A 22,595-nucleotide genomic window follows, 5' to 3' on the forward strand; every position below is an offset into this window, starting at 1 on the left:
TTTTTTATTAAATCATATGTCAATTTTCCAAGCCGTAAACAAAAAGCACGTATCTCCGGCAGGGCTTCCGCCGAAAACACGTGCTTCCTATGCCAATCATATCCTTATTCAGCCGGCTGTATCTCCGCATGGAACAGCTCCTTGCCGAGGGTCTGCACCCAAAATCCGAGGAGCTGGCTATACGCCTCCTGTCCCGACGACGCGGCTTTTAAAACCTGGGACATGAATTGCTGGGCCCAGGAATAGCTGAAGCGGTCGAACCGCCCCGTTTCGTTCATAGCGGGAATCCGCTCCAGCAGGGGCAGGAAAATATCCGCCGTCACTTCTTTCGCCTTCGGCGTAATATCATATACATATCCCATACCCTTGCGGTCCTTTTCCAGGAAAACGAGGGACACGTCCGCACTGCCGCCGCCTTCGGTCAAATCGATGTGATAAGCCTCCAGAGGCAGCTTTTCCCGATCCCCTTCCTTAACGAGCTGGTACGCGCCGTATTTGATGATTTCATACAGCCTGTCGTCATATCCGCTCTCTATTTCGATGATTTTTTCCCGCCATTCGCCCCAGGTCAGCGCTGCCCGGCAGCGATAGTCTGCGAACGAATCGCCGCCTAAAAAGGAGCGCACGTCTTCCGACGTAACAGGCATTTTCGGGTCCGGTATATGCCATACCATAAATTTCTTATGCTTGTCGACGTACAAGCAGGGGCTTTCTACATGTATCCGGCTATGGCAATGGGGGCATTGATAAAAAAATAATCCTTCGTCGTGAAGCACGCGCCGGCGCAGCTCGGCGTTTTCCCCGCCGTCAATGCAGTCCCATGTGGAAAACGCGCCGACGCCTCCGCAGGCCGGGCACGTGAGCTGCAGCTCGGAGCGGTGCGTTCTGTCTTTCTGCTGATTGTCTTCAACTGCCATGATGTATCCTCTCTTATCCTATAGTGTTTCTGCGCCGCTCAATAATACGACTGCAGCAGCGATTCCAAGCCGGAGCTGCTCTTGATTTCCGGCTGCTCCTGGTACGACTGCATCACCGTATCGGCGGCCTTTTCAATATCGACGATGCTGCGGGGCTGGCTCATATCCAGGAAGGGGCGCAGCACCCGCTTCATGGACCGCACCTGTTCGGCAAAGGCGATGGGATCGGGTTTATCCGTTTCCACCTGCAGCATGACCAGGGAAATCATCGCCTCTTCTATCATGTCGGCTAATTCGTCCTTATGGGCATCGTTGAGATGACGCAGCCAAAAGAGAACGGCCGCCCGCGTGTACACAGCCTGCATATCCGCATCAGTGCAGACCAAATCGATGCGTTCCATTCTTCCGCCCTCTTCCATGAGCAGCGGCACGACGGCCGCGGCGGCGCGCTGCCGGGGATAGCGCTTATCTTCCGTGCTGACTGAGGTAAAGGCCAGATGACGCGCTCCCTTTTCTTCAGCCAAACTCAGGCTCTTCCGATAGCAGGACAGCAACTCTTCTTCTTCGCCGCGCTTGCCGCCGACCCAGATAGGCCCTACGGCATGAATCACATATTTCGCAGGCAGCTTGTAGCCAAAGGTTATCTTAGCGTCGCCTGTGCGGCAGCCCTTCAGGGAACGGCACGCCGCTGTCAGCGAAATGCCGCCGGCCTTATGGACGGCCCTGTCGACGGCGCCGCTCAGGCCCAACAGGCTGGAGCTGGCCGAATTGACGATGGCGTCGGCCGGCCATTTCGTTATATCTCCCACTAACACGCGAAATTGCATGGTATCACATCCTTTACGATATACGCTCGTACATATAAATTCATTATACCATACGGGAAAAGGCGGCGCATAGCGAAGCGTCCTATTTCACAAAAATACTGATGGCCTTCTTGAGCTTTTCCACAGATTCCAAATCGTTTCCCCGTACGGCGTCGGCCAGGCAGTGGTCGATGTGATCCTTCAAGATGACCTTGCTGACGCTGACGACGGCCGAGTCGACGGCGGCCAGCTGGACCAGCACGTCGCTGCAGTCGCGCTCGTCTTCGACCATCCGCTTGATCGCCTCCAAATGGCCCCCGACGCGGGCCAGGCGGTTGACGACGGCCTTCTTCTGCGTATGGCTGCGGTGCGGGCCGCCGGCCGGAGCAGCAGCGCCGCCGCGGCCGTAGGGATCGTAAGACAATTCGTCGGCCTTCGTCACGCTGACAAAATACAAGTCGTCCCAGTCGACGGCAGCCGAAAGAGTAAATCCCCCGCCGACAAGATCTGCCGCCAGCATGTCCGCAGGCGGCAGCAGCCGGCGGTCTGCCCGGTCATCGTGAATGCGGTTTACCTGCTGCCGTCCCATATCGTGCATGACGATCAGGGAGCCTCCGTCCTTTAAGGACCGCCGCATCTTTTTGACAAAGTCCCGGCTGCGGCTGCTGATATGAGGATAAAAATTCAGGCAGACGACGGCGTCGTAGGCCTGCTCCGGCAGGTTGTATTTCAGCACGTCGCCCTCTACCAGCGAGAGGCCCGGCAAATCGGAAAATTTTTTCCTCGCCTTATCCAGCATTTGCCGGGAGTAATCGAGGCCCGTCACCGTTCCCCCTTCGCCGACAGCCCGGCTTATATACGGCAGCAGCACGCCGGTGCCGCAGCCTGCGTCCAGCACCGACGCCCCGGCCCGTATCCTTGCCAGATTCAGCAGAAACTGCAGCTTTTCCGGATTTTCCTTGCGGTCCCGGTCCCATGTATCGGCATAATTTTCAAAATATATATGTTCTTTATCCATTGTTTCTGGTCGTTTCCTTTCATCCTTTTCTATCATTGTAACGGCTGGCCGCAAATTTTACAAACATGAAGTCCGCTCTATGGCGCCCTGAAACAAACGACTGCTCCCGTCGGGGCTTTTTTGCTATAATACAGGTAAGGGAAACACATTCGCGAGGTGATCCTTTATGACTATAGAAAAACATATCTTTTACTCCGTCTGCATCATCAGTTTTGCCGGCTCTTTTTTATCGACAGCCGTCAACATCGCTATTCCCGTCATGTCCCATGAATTCGGTCTGACGCCGGATAAGCTGAGCTGGGTCGTCACGGCCTTCCTGATCCCCACAGCGGCCTGCCTGCTGCCGATGGGAAAGGTATCCGATATCTATGGCCGCAGAAAAACATATGCCGCGGCGCTCCTTGCCTTCGCCCTTACGACGGCTGCCGCTGCTCTGGCAGCGACGCTGCCGGTTCTCGTCGCGATACGGGCCTTGCAGGGCATCGCCTTGTCAGCCGTATACGTATCCTATATGCCCCTGCTGCTGGCAACTACAGACGAGGATTGCCAGGGCCGCATTCTCGGAATCTGCGTCGGCCTGACCTACCTGGGCCTGTCCCTGGGACCGGTCGCAGGCGGCCTGCTGACGGAATATGCAGGCTGGCGCTCTATATTTCTCCTGTCAGCCGTCATGGCTTTCGCAGCCTATCTGTTCATCCGCCCGGTGCGTCAGGAATGGTACGCCAGCGGCGCTCCCTTCGTCAACGCCGTGAGCTCGGCCTTATCCATTGCCGGCATCGTGCTCTTTCTCTGGGGAATATCGTCCTATGCCGAAACGAACCTCCCCTTATGGGCCGGCTTGTTCCTGCTGCTGGCCTTTATCCTTCACGAAAGCCGTTCTTATCATCCCCTGCTGCCGCTGTATATTTTCCGCAGCGTCTCCTTTTCCATGTCCAATCTGGCAGCTTTCATTCAATACAGCGCAACGTACGCCATGTCCTTCCTGCTGTCTCTCTACCTTCAGGTGCTGACGGGCTTATCGCCGGCCGTCTCGGGGCTGATACTCCTCGTCCAGCCCATCATCATGGCCCTGCTGTCGCCGAAAGCCGGCGCCTTGTCCGATGCCTACGGCCCCATGCCGATCGCGACGGCCGGCCTGGCCCTGACGACGCTGGGGCTGGCATGCTTCGCGATCTGTCCCGACCCGTCCGTCGCCGCAGTCGCCGCCTTTCTCGTCCTCATCGGGACGGGGTCTGCCTTGTTCGGCGCGCCGAACAACAGCGCCATCATGAGCTCCGTCAAGCCGGCCTATCACGGCGTCGCGTCCAGCATGCTGGCCCTGGCCAGAAATCTCGGACAGGCGTCCAGCATGGCCGTCGTCACGCTGATTCTGTCCCAGCATACGGCGGCGACGGCCATATACACCGACGCCGTGCGCGCCGCCCTGCGCCAGTCCTACACGCTGTTCGCCGTCCTCTGCCTGCTTTCAGTCCTCGCTTCACTGGCCCGCGGAAAAAAGAAATAGCCGGACGGGCCGTCTTCGCGTATAATAGACGTATTAAATCTATCATACAAAATATCTGCAAGGAGGTTTTGCCTTATGAAAAAACAAGTAATCACCGCTATGCTTACCGTATCCCTGCTGGCCGCCGGCGGCACGGCCGTCACCCAGGCCTTCAGCCTCGGTTCTATCCTGAAGGTCGGCGGCGTAACAGTCCTCGTCGATAAATTCGGCGACCAAATCAACGATTTTCTCAACAAGCTGCTCATGAAAAACGGCGTCGGCACCGACTACGCGACGAAGGTCGTACCCGTCCTCAGCATCGGCACGGGCAAGTATATCGGAGCCGTCCAGGTCGTCGGCCCGACGGCACAGGTCGATAAGGTCAAGGCCGTCGGCCAGCTCGAAGGCAGCTTCAACAACATCGCCCGGGCGAAAGCACTTATTCCGCTTGAATCCGTCGATATCACTCATCTCAGCCGTGTTCAAGGCGTCGGCGTATCGGCTATCATTGACCTGAAATTCTAGTTTTCTAATCCCCCTCGTCGTGGTAGAATAATATCAGTGACACAAAGGGGGAATTTTTTTGAAAACATATCAGCCGATAACACCTGAAATCATCGATAAACTCAAGGCCATTACGGGCCCGTCATACGTCAAGACCGACCGGGACATTCTCCTGCAGTATCAGACGGATTATGAAACGAATCCGGCCATGTTCCGCGTCCCCGAAGCGGCGGTCCTGCCGGCGAATGCCGAAGAAATCTCGCAGATCGTAAAGCTGGCTAACGAATACGACTTCCCGATTACCGTCCGCGGCGGCGGCACCAGCCTGGCTGCCGGAGCCATTCCCGTCTGCGGCGGCCTCGTCTTGTCTATGGAACGGCTCAATAAAATCATCGAGCTGAACGAAGAAGGCATGTACATGACCGTCGAAGCCGGCGTCCGCACGATCGACATGCAGAACGAAGCCAAAAAAGTCGGCCTGCTCTACGCCGGCGACCCGTCGAGCGCCGAAAGCTGCCTCATCGGCGGCAACTTAGCCACTAACGCCGGCGGCCTCCGCGCCGTCCGCTACGGCGTCACGCGCGACCAGGTCTACGCTCTGGAAATCGTCACGCCGACAGGGGACATCGTCGAATGCGGCCGCATCCTGAAAAAATGCTCTACCGGCTACGACCTGGAACAGCTCATCATCGGCAGCGAAGGCACCCTGGGCATTATCACCAAGGTCACGGTCAAGCTCATTCCCTTGCCGCCGTACCGCATCGACGTCCTGGCCATCTATACAGACCCGAAAAAGGCCCTGTACATGGTGCCGAAGCTGCTGAAAGCCGGCGTCGACCCGACGAGCGTCGAATACATGGACAACTCCTACGTCCGCGATACGGCCGACTACTGCCAGTATTCCGACATGCCCCATTACGAAGACGGCATCTACGTCATCATCACCGTCGAAACGTTCCGCGAAGACGAATTAGACGCCAAGATGGACACGGTCTGCACGATTTGCGAAGAATCGGGAGCCGTAGAAGTACTGGAAGCCGACGACCGCATCTGGAACATGCGCCGCAACGTCCAGACGTCGTGCGAAATGATCAGCAAGGTCTTCCTCACCGACGACGTCGTCGTTCCCGTCCATAAAATTGCTTCGACCATCGAAAAAATCATGGAAATCGGCGAAAACTATCCCTTCCAGGTTAAAATCAACGCCCACATCGGCGACGGCAACCTGCACATCGTCCTCTGCAAGATGGACATGAGCGACGAAGAATGGAATAAAAACGTCGAAGAATTCCATCAGCAGGTCTACGCCTACGCCTACAGCGTCGGCGGCAGATTGGCCGGCGAGCACGGCATCGGCGCGAAAAAGCTGAAATATATGGAACAATTTACGCCCCAGGGCGAGCTGAAGATCATGAAGACCATCAAGCGGGCCATGGACCCCAACCTCATCCTCAATCCGGGCAAGGTAATCGACGCGTAAAAACGAAAACGCTGCGCCTCACGCGATGCAGCAATGTAAAAACGGGATGATTCCGGTGTAATACCGGTTTCATCCCGTTTTTTATATGCCGTGCATCATCGATGCACAGGAGATTCTTATTTCAGCAAAGCCGCGGCTTTAGCGATGTTGTTGCGGATCGTCTGGCAGCAGCTCTTGAATTCCTGCAGTTCGTCTTCCGGCAGGTTATATTCCATAACCTGTTCGACGCCATGGATGCCGATGACGGCAGGCACGCCGCAGAAAATACCTGTTTCGCCGTACTCGCCGTCCAAGGGGACGCTGGCCGCCATGATTTTCTTTTCATCGTGGAGAATCGCCTTGACGATGGACGCAGCCGTCGAGCAGATGCCGTATTCCGTGCAGTGCTTGCCCTTGTAGGTTACCCAGCCGCCGCCGATAGCCCGTTTTTTCATGTCTTCCCGGTCAAAGGCAAAGCGGGGATCATCGCCATAGTCGGCCAGCGGTTTGCCGCGGAAGTTGACGATAGACCAGGGGACCATCTGGGCGTTGCCGTGTTCGCCCATCATGTAGGCCGTGAAGGAGTGATGTTCCAAACCCGTCTGCTGTACGATGGCGCTGATGAGGCGGGATGAATCCAATCCCGTGCCGGTACCCAGCACGCGGCCCTTCGGCAAGCCGCTCTTCTTGGCAATCAAGTCGGTAATGACGTCGCAGGGATTCGTAATGTTGACGAAAATGCCGTCGAAGCCGCCGGCCATGACCTTGGGGACGTAGTCGGCTACCTGGGCCACGGTATATTCCATTTCGTCGTCGCGGTTGCCCGTAGCGCACAAGTTGATGTCGCCGACGGCGTTGACGATAACGTCGCAGTCCTTCAAATCAGCGTAATCCGCAATCGTATACGTGACGCGGTGCGGCATGAACATGACGGCGTCCATCAAATCCTGCCGTTCGCTTTCAGCCTTCTGGGCGTTGCAGTCGCAGATTTTTACTTCATCGGCAATGCCCATCATGCCCAAAACAAAGGCGACATGAGCGCCTACGTGGCCTAAGCCGACGACGCCGACAACTCGTTTCTTTAACTCCATATGTATCCCTCTTTCTGCATAAGTGCTGTAAATAGTGATGTAATGGTTTTATGATAAAGTATTTTTACGGCAAATACAATAGATGTTTTTAAATTCAACGGATTTGGTCAAATACTAAAACGTTTTAACGGGAAACTTCTTCAAATTTTTTTACGGCTGCGGCAATACGCGGCCCCGTCTTCGGAAACGACGATGTCCATCGCGGCGTCGTGGGGCTCCATGGGAATCGACGCGGTCATCACAGCTTTGCGGCATAGCAATACCCGCAGAAAGGATGCCTTCGCTAAGTAGGCGTCGTAAAATCCGCCGCCATAGCCCAGGCGCTGTCCTGCTTCGTTGCCGCTGACGCAGGGAATCAGCCCCAGGTCGATCTCATCGGGCTGCAGCAGCGGCGCATCCGGAGATGGCTCCAGTATGCCCCAGGTCCCGGCCTGCAGCTCGTCCAATCCGCCGATTTCCCGCATCTCCATGACGCCTTTGCCGACGCACAAGGGGACGCCAACCCGTTTTCCGTCGGCCAACATGCGTTCAATCAAAGGCTTTGTATTAATTTCATGGGCCATGCCGACATAGGCGCATATCACACGGGCCGCCTGATAGGCCGGCAAGGATACTACATGGCGGTATATGGCCTCATCGGCCTTCCGGCAGTATGCCGGCGGCAATGCCCGCATCTGTTCCAGCAGCAGCCGTCTCAGCCGTTTCTTTTCTTCCCTCTTCGTCATCTGCTCCGCCTCCTGTATTAAAATCTCATGGCTTCATTATATCATACCGCCGGCCCTTCCTGCCCAGTTCCTATGAACCGCCGTTAACATATCTTATACATTGATAAAAAAGTATAATAATTTTAACTTTTCCTCATGACAAATTTAAAATACCATGCTATAATATAGGTAAGAAATGCGGAAGCATTAGAAAGGGGTGAGTCCAGTGAACACAGAGATTATTGAACATGCGTCTGGAGGCAAAGGGCATCTTGTAAAAGAGCACCTATTGTCGGCGGAACAGCTGCTGGGCAAGAATGACATGTTCGCGAGAGTCACTCTGGAACCTGGATGTTCCTTAGGCTATCATGTTCATCATGGCAACGCAGAGGCTTATTATATCCTTTCCGGTGAAGGCGAGTACGACGACAACGGCACAGTCCGAACCGTCAAAGCAGGAGATGTCACTTATACGTCGGACGGAATGGGTCACAGCATCGAAAACAAGGGCGGCGAAAACCTCGTTTTCATCGCGTTGATTATTAAAAACTAAATATTGTCCACTTATTTCGCTTGATGATTCGCCAATGTTCGTTAGTACTAACTTGTCGGATTTTAGTTCTTCGAGCTTTTCGAATACTTGCAGATTTGCAAATCAAAGTAGTCCACAGTTTGAGACGAATGTATGTATTTAGCGAGGTTAAAGATACCAGAACCAAAAACCATATGAATATGAATCCTATACCATAAGGCCCGGTACGCATATGTCGCGTGTATACCGGGTCTTTATCATGGGAGCGGCCAATAGCCGCTTCGTTGCCGTATAGATATTTTATCCATTTAAAAGGGACTCGCCGTCGTTTGGCAAGTCCCTTTTCTATTATGGATAGTGTAAAGTTGTTATGGGAATTTTTTTGACAGGCCATTTTTGATAGTTCTCTTAATCTGTTAATATTACTACTATAGTTACGTTATAGACAGCATACAGCAACGTGCTGACACTAGCATTCCCGTTACGTTATAATTCTTTAACTTTTGTACACTAAAGTTTTCCCACAATTATTTTACGCTGTCTCTATTATGCCTTGAGACGCTGCAAGGCAGACAGCTGTTCCAGCACATCTTGCATTTGTCGCTTCAACGCCTCGTTTTCCTGACTTATGCGATTGATATTGCCGTTTTGCTCTTCAATCGTCCGTATAAGATCAGCTTTAGAATACCCGCTATAGGGACTGCTCTTACCGAACTTCATACTGATACCGACGTTCAGCATCGTTTCGCCGCCGCCCATGGAACCTCCTACGGACACCATCGTCCCTTCGTCAGGCCAGTAAAAGGCTCCCAATGCGACTGCGTCGGCCCCGCGATAATGACCGTATCCAGCGGCAAAATTCCACTTATCGTCTCGGTCAAACTCCAGCGGATGAAGTCCTGCCAGAGCGGCTGCGCCGGCGCCGACGCGGTCGATCCGGTTATCCAGCCGGTTGACTTCGAAATTCAGCGTCGATACTTGATTTCTCATATGAGAGATATCGTCGGTATTGAGCCGAATCTGCCTATCCAGAGCAGACAGGTTTTCACCGGCTGTACGGTCCGTTTTCACGTAGTTTCCATCACGGCTTACGCGCGTTTCGCCGTATACAGTACGCCCCGTCACGAGGCCCTCATTACCCTCGTTTACGGTTCCGCCCGTCTTGAGAGCCAAATTGTACGTCGTCACCTTTTTATCATCCTGCATTGCTTCGAGAGCGGAAACGGTAATGTGCTCATCTGTTGAAGCAACGACGACTTTTTCAGGAACGCCGCCGTTTGAACTGACGACGTAACTCATTTCTGACGTCCGGCCGTTATCAGAAACGACTCCATCTTTCGTCGCCTTAGATGCTTCCTGAACACGTTCACTTTCGGCAACAGATATGTTATCTCCCCCAATAATCTTGCTGCCGCCTAAGCCGCTAATACTGTAAATAGCATGTCCGTCAGTACCATAGCGCTTCGTCACCGTAATGTTGTCGCCGGCGTTAATTTCTACGCGAGCAGCTTTGAGCTGCGCTACGTTCACCGCATCCGTATCGGCTGTGCCGGCCGCCAAATTCGTAAGCTGACGCGTCTGGCCTTTCGTACCGTCGCCAATGGAAACGGCGCTCCACGTCGCTTTCCATGCGCCGTCCCGTTTCGTCGTTATAGCATTTACAGACGGATCGTAACCGAACAATTCGCTGTTCCGGTCGGAGACGCTCCACGCGCCGAGAGCGACGCTGCCGCGGGAAAGGGCTGCGCTGTTTGTGCCGAAAGCAACGCTGTCGTCTCCTGACGCGTTGGCGGCATAACCGATGGAATTCGCCTTCGAGCCGGCGAAGGTATTGTGACCGCCTATGGCGACGCCAAATCCCTTCGTCGCGTTGGCTTTCAACCCAATCGCAACAGATGATTGTCCGTCTGATTTTGTTTGCGGCCCGATAGCGATAGAACTCGCTCCCAATGCATTTGCATACGCCCCAAGGGACACGGACCAGCCGGCCTTAGCCGCGCTGTGCGCTCCAATAGCCACAGCTTGTCCGCCGCCGACAGTATTCTCCCAACCGAGCGCAACAGACTCATTCATCCCAACCTGGATAGTATTCCTCCCCCCGACAGCTAGGCCATTGCTTCCCAACATAGTATTATTCAATCCTACGGCCGTATCGTTTGTTCCTTGGATCGAATTAGACGTACCGACGGCCGTCGCCTGGTCTATCGATATGTTTCCCTGAAATTCTATATGGTTGTTCCTGCCGAATATTGCCGCGTTGTTGACGATGGACGTATCGGATTCCGACTGCGTTCCCGCCTTGTTTACCGTATTATCCATACCAACTATAGAGCTTGTCCGCGTCTGGGCGCTGATTGTATTATTCATGCTGGGATCGTATATGTTGGCGGCTAAAACCGTCGCGGCCTGAAACGATGCAATAAAAACTGCTAAGGATTTCTTTATTCTGTTCATGATAATTATTTCCCTTCGTGAATAGACTCTAACACAGCAATATTAGAGCAAAACAAGCAAGTATTAATATTTGATAACTATGGTATAATATTTGTCGTTATATGTCAATGTAAATTATCATAATTAAACAGTAAATATTTTCCATCACAGCTTTGACTAAAAAAGACTGCCTGTCCGGCATTCCAAACGCAAAAAAGCTGTTGGCAGCAACATCGTTGTTTTACTGCCAACAGCTTTTATTACACTTCCGCCTGCTGGACGGCTTTTTTCATGGCCTTGACGTATTCGTAAATATGGGGGCCCGCTTCTGTTCCGTACTTGCCGATGATCTTGACGATGGCACTGCCGACGATGACGCCGTCGGCAACGGCGGCGATCTGTTCGGCCTGCTCAGCCGTATTGATGCCGAAGCCAACTGCACAGGGTACGTCGGTCACGCTTTTCGCCACGTCGATGATTTCCTTCAAATCCGTCGTGATCTCGCTGCGCGTCCCTGTAACGCCCAGAGACGACACGATGTACAAAAAGCCCTGGCCGACGGCGGCGATTTCCTTAATCCGCTCCTTCGATGTCGGCGCGATCATGGCGATGATGTCGACGCCGTACTGCGCCGCCTCGTCGGCAAATTCGCTCCGTTCCTCAAAGGGCACGTCGGGAACGATGACGCCGTCAACGCCCGTTTCGGCGCATTTTGCAAAGAAGGCGCCCTTTCCGTAATTAAAAATCGGATTGGCATAGGTCAAAAATACCAGCGGAATCCGGGACTGCTGCCGTACCATTTCGACGAGGCGGAATACGTCTTCCAGCCGCGTGTTGACTGACAGGGCCCGGATATTGGCCTCCTGGATGACGACGCCTTCGGCGATGGGATCGGAAAAGGGAATGCCGATTTCCACCAAATCCGCGCCGGCCCGTTCCATTGTCAAAATATATTCGCAGCTCTTTTCTATCGACGGATCTCCTGCCGTCAAAAATCCAATAAAAGCCTTGCCGTCTTTAAATGCGTTTTTAATCTTACTCATGGATGTCCCTCCCTTTATATCTGGCAATCGCCGCTACGTCCTTATCGCCGCGGCCTGACAAGCAGACGAGCATCACGTCGTCTTTATTCATCTTCGGCGCCAGCTGCATCGCGTGGTACACGGCATGGGCACTTTCAATAGCGCAGATGATGCCTTCCGTTCGAGCCAAATATTCAAAGGCTTCGACGGCTTCGTCGTCCTTTACAGGAACGTACTGGGCCCGGCCGCTTTCGTACAGATGGGCGTGTTCCGGCCCGATGCCCGGATAGTCGAGGCCGGCGGAAATGGAATATACTTCGTCGATCTGCCCCTGGTCATTCTGACAGAAAATCGATTTCATGCCGTGGAAGATACCGACGCTGCCTTTGGAAATCGTCGCGGCGTGGAATTTCGTGTCGATGCCCTTGCCGGCAGCCTCGCAGCCGATGAGCCGTACCGATTCGTCGCCGATGAAATGGTAAAACATACCCATGGCGTTGCTGCCGCCGCCGACGCAGGCCAGCACGGCTGCCGGAAGCTTTCCTTCCCGTTCTAAAATCTGCTCCCGCGCTTCCTGGCTGATGACGGACTGGAAATCGCGGACCATCATCGGGAAGGGATGGGGGCCCATAGTCGAACCGATGACGTAATGCGTATCATCTACGCGGCTGACCCATTCGCGCATCGCCTCGTTGACCGCATCCTTGAGGACCTTCGTCCCCGTAGTGACGGCGTGGACCTTTGCGCCCAGCAGTTCCATACGGTATACGTTCAGAGCCTGCCGTATCGTATCTTCTTCGCCCATAAAGACTTCGCATTCCAAGCCCATAAAAGCCGCGGCCGTCGCCGTCGCCACGCCGTGCTGGCCCGCCCCCGTTTCAGCGATAACCCGCGTCTTGCCCATCTTCTTGGCCAGCAGGCATTGGCCCAGGGCGTTGTTGATCTTATGGGCTCCCGTATGATTCAGGTCTTCCCGTTTCAAATAAATCTTCGCACCGCCCAAATCCTCAGTCATCTTGCCGGCGTAATACAGCAGCGACGGCCTGTTGGCGTAATTATCCAGCAGGTCCTTTAATTCCCGCTGAAACTCCTCGTCCTGCTTATAAAAGGCATAGGCCTTTTCCAAACGATGAATCTCGTTCATCAGCGTTTCCGGTATGTATTGTCCTCCAAAGAGTCCGAATCTTCCATTGCTCATGATGTACCTCCTAAAAAGTATGTCTTATTCGCTTTACGAATGCTATCATCTTCTGTCTGTCTTTTACGCCATCCGTCTCTATGCCGCTGCTCACGTCTACGGCGTAGGGGCGAAGCTCGGCTGCCGCCGCGGCGTTGCCCGGGTGCAGCCCGCCGGCCAGAAAATAGGGCCTGTCCAGGGCCGCAGCCAGCGACCAGTCGAAGGCCCGCCCCGTGCCGCCAGCCCCCTGGTCCAGGAGGACGAAGTCTGCCGAGCTCCGGCTTGCGGCCTGTATATCCTCGGGCGAGCGGACGGAAAAAGCCTGAATGACCGGCACCGATACGGCCCGGCGCAGCTCCCGGATATAGGCCTCGTCCTCTGCACCGTGGAGCTGTACCAGCTGGATGACTCCTTGCCGTACCAGCGCCGCAACGTGGTCTATAGGCTCGTCGACGAATACGCCTACGGCCGGGATATCTTCCCGCAGCAGCTTCCGCAGCTGCGCCGCCTGCTCGTCTGTCACGCGGCGGCTGCTGCCGGCGAAAACAAAGCCGACGTAGTCCGGCAGCAGTTCATTAACCCAATCGATATCGCAGCGCCGCGTCAAGCCGCACAGCTTGATCTTAACCATGACGTTCTCCCGTCAGCTCTGCTAGGGCTGCTTTCTTATCGGCGCTGCGCATGAGCGTTTCGCCGATGAGAACGGCGTCGGCTCCGGCCTCGCGCAGGCGGTCTATGTCGGCGCGGCAGCGTATGCCGCTTTCCGCTACGAAGAGGACGTCCTTCGGAACGAGAGGCCGCAGGCGGCAGCTCGTGTCCAGGGATACGGAAAAGTCCTTCAGGTTGCGGTTATTGACGCCGATGATACGCGCGCCGACAGCGACGGCCCGCCGCACTTCGTCTTCGTCATGCGCTTCCACCAAGGCCGATAATCCCAGCGAGTCGGCCCGCCGAAACAGCTTGTCCAGCTGTTCGTCATCCAGCAGTGCGCAGATGAGAAGTATGGCCGAGGCGCCGCTGCGCCGCGCTTCGTACACCTGGTATTCGTCGATGATGAAATCCTTGCGCAGCAGCGGCGTTTGTACCGCCGCGGCGATTTCCTGCAAATACCGGCAGCTGCCCTGAAAATAATCCCGCTCCGTCAGGACGGATATGGCCGCCGCGCCGGCTTGTTCATATTCCCTGGCAATGTCCACGTAGGGAAACTCCTCTGCAATGACGCCTTTCGACGGCGACGCCCTCTTGACTTCGCAGATAGCCGACATGCCCGGCCGTTTGAGGGCCTGCTCGAAGGGAAATCCCTCTGCCGCCGGCGCATCCAGGGCCATCTGCCGCATCTCGTCCCGCGAAATTTGCCGTATATCTTCCGCCAGCCGTCTGGCGACGGCGGCGGCAATCGTATCTAATATCATGACGTCCTCCTAAGCGATGTGGCTCTGGGCAATAAAGGCATCCAAGGTCTGGATCGCTTTGCCGCTGTCGATGAGCTCTTCTGCCAGCCGAACGCCGCCTTCAAAGGTCGATGCCTTTCCGGCAACGTACAAGCCGGCTCCGGCATTGAGGACGACGGCCGTCCGCCGCGTGCCTTTTTCCCCGCTCAGAACGCTGCGGGTAATCGCGGCGTTTTCCGCCGGCGTGCCGCCGACGATATCCGACTTTGCGCCGCGCTGCAGCCCGAACTGTTCCGGCTCGATGACGTAGGTCTTAAAGGTATCGCCGTCGAATTCGCAGATTTTTGTCGGCGCCGACGCCGATATTTCATCCATCCGGTCCAGTCCGTACACGGCCATTCCCTTTTTGACGCCCAGACCGTGCAGGGCGTGGGCCAGCGGCTCTACCAGGCTTTCGTCGTACACGCCGAGGATTTGGTGATCTGCATGGGCCGGATTCGTAAGGGGCCCCAGGATATTGAACACCGTCGGAACGCTCAGTTCTTTGCGGACCGGACCGACGTACTTCATAGCCTTGTGATAGTGCTGGGCAAAGAGGAAGCAGAACCCTACGCTGCGGAGCAGCTCGGCGCACCGTTTCGGTTCCATGCAGATGTTCGCTCCCAGGGCTTCCAGTACGTCGGCGGCGCCGCTCTTGGACGTAGCCGCCCGGTTGCCGTGCTTCGCCACCTTGCAGCCGCCGGCGGCGCAGACAAAGCCCGACGTCGTGGAAATATTGAACGATCCCGACTTATCGCCGCCGGTTCCGACGATTTCCAATACGCCGTCGCAGCCGTCTACGGGCAGGGCATGGGTCCGCATCGCCTTGGCGCAGGCCGTGATCTCATCGATCGTCGTCCCCTTGGCCTGCAGTGCCGTCAAGAAGGCCGCCGTCTGAACCGGCGTCGTTTCGCCGCTCATAATCTCGTTGATGACGGCCATCGTTTCTTCCATGGTCAAATCTATTTTCTGTATCAGTTTTACCGTTGCTTCTCGTATCATGATGACATCCCCCTCTGCATAGATCTTCTACGCCGATAGCTGTAAAAAATTCCGAATCATAATCGGACCTTCCGGCGTCAGGATGGACTCCGGATGAAACTGCAGCCCGTATATAGGATACTTTCGATGGCCGACGGCCATGATTTCCTTTTCGTCTGTCTCAGCCAATATTTCCAATTCGTCCGGCAGCGTTCCCCTCTTCGCCGCCAGCGAATGATAGCGGCCAACGTCGATAGCCGGCGGCACATCCCGGAACAGCGGCGACGGTCTGCAGATATGCGCCACGGACTGCTTGCCGTGCATGAGCCGTTCGGCGTATGTAATTTCCCCGCCGAAAGCTTCGCAAATGGCCTGATGGCCTAGGCACACGCCTAAGATAGGTACCTTGCCGGCAAAATGCCGAATAGCTTCTTCACAGATGCCCGCCTCGGCCGGCCGCCCCGGCCCCGGTGAGATGACTAGGTGGTCGGGATGCATGGCTTCAATGGCCTGGACCGTCGTCTCGTCGTTCCGCACGACGGTAATCCGGCGGTCGAACTGTCCCAGCAGCTGGTAGAGATTGTAGGAAAAGCTGTCGTAATTATCAATAAGCACAATCATCGTCTATCCCTCCGTCGGCCTGCCGGATCGCCATGACCACGGCCTGAATTTTATTGAGACATTCCTGATATTCCCGTTCGGGCTCGCTGTCGGCTACGATGCCCGCTCCGGACCGGACGAACAGGCGCCGGCCTTTCTTGTAAGCCAGGCGAATGCCGATGCACATATCCATGTTGCCCGTAAAATCAATATACCCGACAGCGCCGCCGTACACGCCCCGCTTTTTCCCTTCCAGCTCGTCGATAATCTGACAAGCCCGGATCTTCGGGGCTCCCGACAGCGTCCCCGCCGGCAGGACTGCTCCTACGGCGTCGACAGCCGTCTTATCTTTGCAAATCGTCCCCTTTACCGTAGACCCCAAATGCATGACGTGGGAAAACCGCAGGACGTCTAAGTACGACTCGACATGGACGGAGCCGAATTCGCTGACGCGCCCCAGGTCGTTTCGCCCCAAATCGACGAGCATGTTATGCTCCGCCAATTCCTTTTCGTTGTGCAGGAGCTCCTGCTCCAGCGCCGCGTCTTCTTCGTCCGACACGCCTCTGGGCCGCGTCCCCGCCAGGGGAAAGGTAAAGAGCGATCCGTTATGGAGCTTTATCAGCGTTTCCGGAGAAGAGCCGGCAATTTCCAGATCCTTTCCCGACAAATAAAACATGTACGGCGACGGGTTCGTCGTCCGCAGGACGCGGTATACGTCGAAGAGGCTGCCGTCGGCTTCCGCCTCCATCCGATTGGATAAGACGACCTGGAAGATATCGCCTTCGCGTATATAGTGCTTTCCCGCCTCTACCATGCGGCAGTATTCCTCGCGGGAAAACATGGGCTGGAAGGGGCTTTGCAGCCGCAGAGGAGCGATGTCGGCCCCTTTGCCGCGGCGGATGAGCCGCTCCATCTGCTCCAGCTCCAGCAGCGCCTTTTGATAATGCTCGTCCGCTCCGTCAAGCCGTACGTTGGCAATCAAGAAGATGGTCTGCTTCAAATGGTCGAAGACGATGACCTTATCGAACAGAAACAAGTCGAAATCCAGTATATCTTCATCGTCGTCAGCCTCCAGATGCAGCGACGGCTCGGCGTACTGGATATAGTCGTAGGCGACGTATCCGACAAGGCCGCCGGTAAAGGGCGGAAGGCCGTCTATGCGGGGCGCCGCGTTGTCTGCTAAGACCTGCCGCAGGAAGGACGCCGGGTCCTCCGTTTGAACCTCTATGTCCGTGCCGGCCCGGATGTGAACCGTCCCGTCCTTGCAGGCCAGCTCCATCTGGGGATCATATCCTAAAAACGTGTACCGGCCCCACCGCTTGGAGTCCTCCATGCTCTCCAGCAAGTAGCACTGGGAGCTCACGGTTTTTAAAATCCGCATTACCTCGACAGGCGTCCGGATATCGGCGTACATGCACCGGCTCACCGGCACGGTTTTATATTGGGGGCCGTAGGCCTTTACCTCTGCTAATGACAGCATCGCTGTTTCCTCCTATAAAAAAATCCGCCCATGACAAAGTCTACAACTTGTCAAGGACGGATATAGTTTCTCCGCGGTGCCACCTTGCTTTAGGATATGACTCCTACTCTCGACGGAATGCCATCACATTCCCGGCAACTGACGTATGCCTCCACGTCGCAGAATACTCGGCTAAAGCCTTTGACTGCGCCCTCAGCGGTCCATTTAACGAGCTGCGTTCGGCCGGCTTCTCAGCACCCCGGCTCTCTGTACGTGCACGACATCGTTTTTACTTCCGCCTCACTGGTTTTCATGGGCTATGTTCGTTTGTTGATTTGTATGATATATCAAAAAAACTAATCTGTCAAGAATTTATCTCTTTAGATTTTAAAACAATCGTTTTACGTAATTAAGATAATACATTATAGCGCAAAAAAACGCATCTCTCTTCGTTGGAGGGAATGCAAAGAGAGATGCGCTGAAAGCTATGTATGGCTTAGGTAATCCGATTAGAAGAAGGCCAGGAAAGGCGATACGACTAAGAGCACGCCGGCGAAGATGATAAGGGCCAGCGTAATGCCCTTATATTTGTGCAGGGAATTGACCTTGTACACCAGGTAGGCCGGAATCAGACAGCCGATCAAGCCGAAGATAGGTCCGAGAAGGGTTAACAGCTTGAGAACCGGCGCGTTGAGGACGATAGCGCCCCAGGCAACGGCTACGGCAAAGACGAGGATACCCGTTTTTACCATCGACTTGTTAATCCGTTCTTCCGGCATCACGCGGCGCAGGATGTTCAGGGCAATGCCGCCGCAGGCTTCGCGGAAGCCAAGGAATACGCTGAAGAAGGCCGTCATGACGGAGAAGATGTTCAAAATCAGGCTGAAAATCTTAACGGCGCTGCCGTCAAACCCTCTGGCTACGATAGCCAGAGCGGAAATATTCTGAGAGTAGGCTTCTACAGCCTGTTCATGGCCCATGGCCAGGTTGAAGGACATGGCGTAAGAGAAAATCGTAATGAACAGGACGCTGAAGGCAATCTTCATAGCCCGCATCGCTTTATACCGCGCTACGTAGATAGACTTGTGATGAGAACGGTAGGAAATAACCATCGGGCTGATGCTGGGCAGGAACAAAATCGACGTCAGCGTAACCGGCAGCATGGCGATGGTATTCTTAATCAGAAATCCCAAGTCGGGGAATACGCCGATGTTGGCGATATTCCAATGCTGAACCATGATGCCTCCGAGGCAAATGACGACGAGGAGCTTGGTCAAAACCATGAGCGTAGACATGCGGAACAGCAGCTGTTCGCCCCGCGACGCCAAGGCAACCATGACGCAGATGATAGCCAGGCCGTAGAAGGGGCTGTCCGACAGCAGCGTATCGGTCACGCCGAAGGAATACAGGAACGACGCGCTGTCATTCGTCAGAGCCGTCGAATACATAAACACGCAGATCAAAATGCTGAGGAAATAGAGAATACCGAGAAGGAAGCCCCAGTTTTTCCCCAAATATCCGCTGATGACGCTGGGGTAATCTTCGCACCGCGGCGAATCGGCCAACGTGTTGATAAATAAGCGCTGCAAGAGATAAATAGCCGGATATGCGATAATCGCCGAAAACAGATACACCCAGATACCGACAAGACCGACCTGTACGGGAAGGAATACGATACCGGCGCCGATTGCCATGCCGATACTCATAATAACCCAGCCCCAGTCCGTGCTGTCAAACTTAACGGCCGCTTTCCATTCTACGTCCGTCATCCCTGCCTGCCGCGCAAGCGCTGCCGATGAGTTCATTGTGCATAACCTCCTAAATGAATACAGAAACCGCAGTAAAATGATAGCCGCTCGCATTCTTTCGAGCTAAGCGAAACTTACTAGCCATCGTCCCCACACGATTAGCTGCTTCCCCCATCGTAACTCCTTACAGTACGTTGTTATGCGTGTTGCAAGCATTTTTTCAAGCAAGTGCCGCATATTGTATATTTAAATTTCCGGCTGTGTTTTATATACGAAATTCCTATAAGCCATTCCAGTCCGTATATTGCCTGCCGTAAAATTTAAAGCTATAATAGTGGTATAACCTTCTACTCAAACGTTTTATTTGTTGTCTAAAGTATAACATGGATTGCATAGGCTGTAAAATATATAGAACGCATTCCTTAGTCATAGTTTTATCTTATATCAAGCCGACAAATTTATCGGAAATAACCGATATTTTCCATAAAACATTAACCCCGGCCTTATATGTATGATATGCATTTATAATATGCTATTTTATTATTCTATTGCCGTTTTTATGAGATTTAACCAGTAATCATTATCAAATCAAGAAAACATTTAAAAAATAAATAAAAATTTATATATTTCTGATTTTTCTCCCAAATGTCAGCAAAAATTTTTTTATACCCTTAGCGTCACCCTCGCCTTTCTGCCTTTTAACAGCCCGAAAAACCGGCGTTTTGCCGGCCCATGTCTTCGTCGTTGCCAATTCCATAGTTTCTCTATATAAAGCACGGAGGTATCGTATGACATTACAGCAACTTAAATATGTAATCGAGTTATCTAAACACAATTCCATCTCGTCAGCCGCTCAATCCTTGTCTATTTCCCAGCCCAGCCTGAGCATGGCCGTCAAGGAACTAGAAGAAGAGTTCCATATTACCATCTTGAACCGCAATCACCGCGGCGTATCCTTCACTGCCCAGGGCCTCGATTTCCTGCGCTTCGCCCGCTCGATTATCGAGCAGACCAGCCGCCTGCAGACCTACTTCGACCGCAGCGCCGGCAGGCAGGATAAGCCCCATCTGACCATTGCCGCCCACTACGATATCTTCGCCGCCGACTCCTTTACCAGCTATCTCCAGACGCTAAGCGGCGACGCCTACTCTCTGTCGCTCCACGAAGGCCGCACGGGAGAAGTCATCCGCCAGGTCGCAGAACAGCAAAGCCAGATAGGCGTCCTGCTCATGTCGCCGCGCACGACGGCCTATAATCACGCCGTGTTTACGAAGCGCAATTTAGACTTCACCAGCCTGAAAACGGTCTCCCCCTGCCTGTACGTCCGTTCCACCCATCCTCTGGCACAGTCCGCATCGGTATCCCTGAAGGACCTCGTCTCGTACCCCCACGTAAAGATGAAGAGGGAAAATACGAACAATTACCTGTCAGAAGAGCTGCTCCCCGATATACGGTCTGAAAAGGAAATTCAGGTAACCGACAGGAACACGATGTTTACGATCATAAAAAACACCGACGCCTACGCCTTAGGGTCCTGCCGTCTGCCCCAGGGAATCTGCTGCGACGGGATTTGCTCCATTCCGCTTCACACGGCCAATACCCTGACTGTCGGCTGGATTCACCTGAAAGGCATTTCCATTGCGCCGGAATGCCGCCACTACCTCGAATGGCTCGAACACTGCCTGCAGGCGTCTCAGCCTGACCAGGACTGAGGACCAGTCCGATTCCGCTTCCATACGCGCAAAAGCCCTGCCGTACCATCCCGATACGGCAGGGCTTTTGCATCATTCCTGCTATGGATTCCAGTCGATGCCGTTGCCGTAAAATTGGCTCGGCGTATCCTGTAATTGAATAGTGACGACGACCGGCATGTCGGCCTGCGTCTGTATCCACTGCTGCAGCCGCCCGGCTTCGTCGGCCGTGAGCTGGCGGCTGACGACGATATAGGCCAGCCATTGACGGCCTTCCGCTTCCTCTGCTCCGTCGAAGGAGCTCAGCGTGCCGCCGCTGATTTGCTGTACTGCCGGGAATAAAACAGGAGCCTGACGGTTCAGGCTGCGCAGGAGATTCTGGTCCGCCGCGTCGCGCTTGTACGAGCCATAATACTGATTCGCCAGCTCCTTATAGGATTTGCCGCTGTCGTTTTTCAGCTCGTTGGCCAGGCGGGCGTTGATGATTTCCTGCACCTGTTCCTGATTGAGCTGCGACGCCGGCCCCTGCACGACCTTCAGCGTCGTCTGCCGCAGCTGTCCATACTGATGCAGCGATGCTTGCAGCCGCTCTATTTCCTGATCATCTAAAGGAGCACCGATGACGTCGACGGTCAGCACGCCGTGATCCAGCTCATAAGCGACGACGCTCGACGCCTCGAGATCCATGTCCTGTGAAATAAACGATTTGACCTGCGAATCACGGATATTTTCATTCGCCGTGACATAAGCCATGTACAGGCTGGGAACCGTCACGACCAAGCCGCAGACGATGAGAAACCATCGCTGATAGCGAAAATGCACTTCCGACACGCCTCCGCACACGGGCACCCGCAGGATTTTAAAAATGAGGAAACTGGAAAAGGTAATGAAAAAGCAGTTAATAAAAAAGAGGTACAACGCGCCGCCAAAGAAATGAAAAGAATGGGCGGCAATCCCGTAGCCCGCCGTACACAGCGGCGGCATGAGCGCCGTCGCAATCGCCACGCCGGGAATGATGTTGCTCTTCTCCTGCCGCGTATTGCCGATAGCCCCGGCAATCCCGCCGCACAGGGCAATGATGACGTCCCAGGCCGTCGGCGCCGTGCGGGCCAGCATTTCCGGCGACGGCGTCGTAATGGGCGTCAGCGAAAAGTACACGGCCGCGGTGAGCAAGGCGAAGACAACCTGAAAGCTCAATTTTACCAACGACTTTTTAATAAAATGCATGTCGTACGTCGCCATGCCATACCCCGTCGCCACGATGCCGCCCATGAGCGGCGAAATGAGCATGGCCCCGATGATAACGGCCACGCTGTTCATGTTGAGGCCTACGGAGGCGATAAAAATCGCCATGATTAAAATAACCAGATTCGCCCCCTTCACTGTAGAATCGGCGTCGATCCGCGCCGCAATCTCTTCCACCGGCGCGCTGTCCCGTTTAATATCAAACACATCCCGCCATTCGCCCATGTCCATCATCCCTTCGTCTATACGCATTTCATATGAAACCAGCACGGTTTTATTACTAACTATTATACAA

20 protein-coding genes are annotated in these 22,595 nt (G+C 54.4%); 5 read left to right on the forward strand and 15 right to left on the reverse strand.

The genetic code is table 11. From position 1 onward, the window contains the following. Positions 1 to 104 precede the first annotated feature (104 nt). The 3 genes from E0L13_RS03060 to E0L13_RS03070 form a co-directional block, all read right to left on the reverse strand. Positions 105 to 917, reverse strand: a complete 813-nt coding sequence (locus E0L13_RS03060) for a CpXC domain-containing protein (protein WP_168060233.1) — start codon at positions 915 to 917, stop codon at positions 105 to 107. 38 nt (positions 918 to 955) lie between these two features. Beyond that, a complete protein-coding gene (locus E0L13_RS03065) occupies positions 956 to 1,744 on the reverse strand; it encodes a macro domain-containing protein (protein WP_168060235.1) in 789 nt (262 codons plus the stop codon). 82 nt (positions 1,745 to 1,826) lie between these two features. Then, on the reverse strand, positions 1,827 to 2,741 hold the full coding sequence (locus E0L13_RS03070; RefSeq protein ID WP_168060237.1) for a metal-sensing transcriptional repressor: 915 nt from the start codon (positions 2,739 to 2,741) through the stop codon (positions 1,827 to 1,829). Between the two features lie 166 nt (positions 2,742 to 2,907). On the opposite strand from E0L13_RS03070, the gene E0L13_RS03075 reads away from it, so the two are divergent. From E0L13_RS03075 to E0L13_RS03085, 3 genes are all read left to right on the forward strand, one after another. Beyond that, positions 2,908 to 4,245, forward strand: coding sequence for an MFS transporter (locus E0L13_RS03075; protein WP_168060239.1), 1,338 nt, complete (start codon positions 2,908 to 2,910; stop codon positions 4,243 to 4,245). 75 nt (positions 4,246 to 4,320) lie between these two features. After that, entirely contained in the window at positions 4,321 to 4,749 is a 429-nt protein-coding gene (locus E0L13_RS03080; protein ID WP_168060241.1) for a hypothetical protein, read from the forward strand. A 58-nt stretch (positions 4,750 to 4,807) separates the two neighbouring features. Next, positions 4,808 to 6,208, forward strand: a complete 1,401-nt coding sequence (locus tag E0L13_RS03085; RefSeq protein WP_168060243.1) for an FAD-binding oxidoreductase — start codon at positions 4,808 to 4,810, stop codon at positions 6,206 to 6,208. Between the two features lie 116 nt (positions 6,209 to 6,324). On the opposite strand, the gene E0L13_RS03090 is transcribed toward E0L13_RS03085, so the two are convergent. Next, entirely contained in the window at positions 6,325 to 7,278 is a 954-nt protein-coding gene (locus tag E0L13_RS03090) for an L-lactate dehydrogenase (protein ID WP_168060245.1), read from the reverse strand. Positions 7,279 to 7,418: 140 nt separating this feature from the next. Next, complete coding sequence (locus E0L13_RS03095) at positions 7,419 to 8,003, reverse strand: 5-formyltetrahydrofolate cyclo-ligase (RefSeq protein ID WP_168060247.1); 585 nt, start codon at positions 8,001 to 8,003, stop codon at positions 7,419 to 7,421. Between the two features lie 205 nt (positions 8,004 to 8,208). On the opposite strand from E0L13_RS03095, the gene E0L13_RS03100 reads away from it, so the two are divergent. Continuing rightward, positions 8,209 to 8,535: a cupin domain-containing protein gene (locus E0L13_RS03100; RefSeq protein ID WP_087478211.1), complete on the forward strand. Its 327-nt coding sequence runs from the start codon at positions 8,209 to 8,211 to the stop codon at positions 8,533 to 8,535. Between the two features lie 525 nt (positions 8,536 to 9,060). Here the strand turns inward: E0L13_RS03100 and E0L13_RS03105 are convergent. The 9 genes from E0L13_RS03105 to E0L13_RS03145 form a co-directional block, all read right to left on the reverse strand. Next, entirely contained in the window at positions 9,061 to 10,968 is a 1,908-nt protein-coding gene (locus E0L13_RS03105) for a YadA-like family protein (protein ID WP_168060249.1), read from the reverse strand. A gap of 239 nt (positions 10,969 to 11,207) precedes the next feature. Next, a complete protein-coding gene (trpA, locus tag E0L13_RS03110; protein ID WP_168060251.1) occupies positions 11,208 to 11,990 on the reverse strand; it encodes a tryptophan synthase subunit alpha in 783 nt (260 codons plus the stop codon). After that, complete coding sequence (trpB, locus tag E0L13_RS03115; RefSeq protein WP_168060253.1) at positions 11,983 to 13,167, reverse strand: tryptophan synthase subunit beta; 1,185 nt, start codon at positions 13,165 to 13,167, stop codon at positions 11,983 to 11,985. Before trpB ends, trpA begins: the two co-directional genes overlap by 8 nt. Positions 13,168 to 13,177: 10 nt before the next feature. Then, the gene (locus tag E0L13_RS11840; protein WP_168060255.1) at positions 13,178 to 13,777 is read right to left on the reverse strand and encodes a phosphoribosylanthranilate isomerase; all 600 of its coding nucleotides are present in this window, start codon (positions 13,775 to 13,777) and stop codon (positions 13,178 to 13,180) included. After that, entirely contained in the window at positions 13,770 to 14,558 is a 789-nt protein-coding gene (trpC, locus tag E0L13_RS11845) for an indole-3-glycerol phosphate synthase TrpC (RefSeq protein ID WP_168060257.1), read from the reverse strand. The genes E0L13_RS11840 and trpC overlap by 8 nt, the downstream gene beginning before the upstream one ends. A 9-nt stretch (positions 14,559 to 14,567) precedes the next feature. Beyond that, positions 14,568 to 15,578, reverse strand: coding sequence for an anthranilate phosphoribosyltransferase (gene trpD / locus E0L13_RS03130; RefSeq protein WP_168060259.1), 1,011 nt, complete (start codon positions 15,576 to 15,578; stop codon positions 14,568 to 14,570). Between the two features lie 27 nt (positions 15,579 to 15,605). Continuing rightward, positions 15,606 to 16,178: an aminodeoxychorismate/anthranilate synthase component II gene (locus E0L13_RS03135; RefSeq protein WP_168060261.1), complete on the reverse strand. Its 573-nt coding sequence runs from the start codon at positions 16,176 to 16,178 to the stop codon at positions 15,606 to 15,608. Beyond that, positions 16,162 to 17,637, reverse strand: coding sequence for an anthranilate synthase component I (trpE, locus tag E0L13_RS03140; protein WP_168060263.1), 1,476 nt, complete (start codon positions 17,635 to 17,637; stop codon positions 16,162 to 16,164). The genes E0L13_RS03135 and trpE overlap by 17 nt, the downstream gene beginning before the upstream one ends. 488 nt (positions 17,638 to 18,125) lie before the next feature. Beyond that, entirely contained in the window at positions 18,126 to 19,421 is a 1,296-nt protein-coding gene (locus E0L13_RS03145; protein ID WP_233127935.1) for an amino acid permease, read from the reverse strand. 731 nt (positions 19,422 to 20,152) lie between these two features. Between E0L13_RS03145 and E0L13_RS03150 the strand changes: the two genes are divergently transcribed. Continuing rightward, positions 20,153 to 21,076 (forward strand): LysR family transcriptional regulator, encoded by a 924-nt coding sequence (locus E0L13_RS03150; RefSeq protein WP_168060265.1) that lies wholly within the window; start codon positions 20,153 to 20,155, stop codon positions 21,074 to 21,076. 81 nt (positions 21,077 to 21,157) lie between these two features. Here the strand turns inward: E0L13_RS03150 and E0L13_RS03155 are convergent, their stop codons facing one another. Then, positions 21,158 to 22,525 (reverse strand): DUF389 domain-containing protein, encoded by a 1,368-nt coding sequence (locus E0L13_RS03155; RefSeq protein ID WP_168060267.1) that lies wholly within the window; start codon positions 22,523 to 22,525, stop codon positions 21,158 to 21,160. Positions 22,526 to 22,595 lie beyond the last annotated feature (70 nt).

Origin of the sequence: Megasphaera sp. SW808 (assembly GCF_012027795.1) — a bacterium.
Classification (GTDB): domain Bacteria; phylum Bacillota; class Negativicutes; order Veillonellales; family Megasphaeraceae; genus Megasphaera; species Megasphaera stantonii.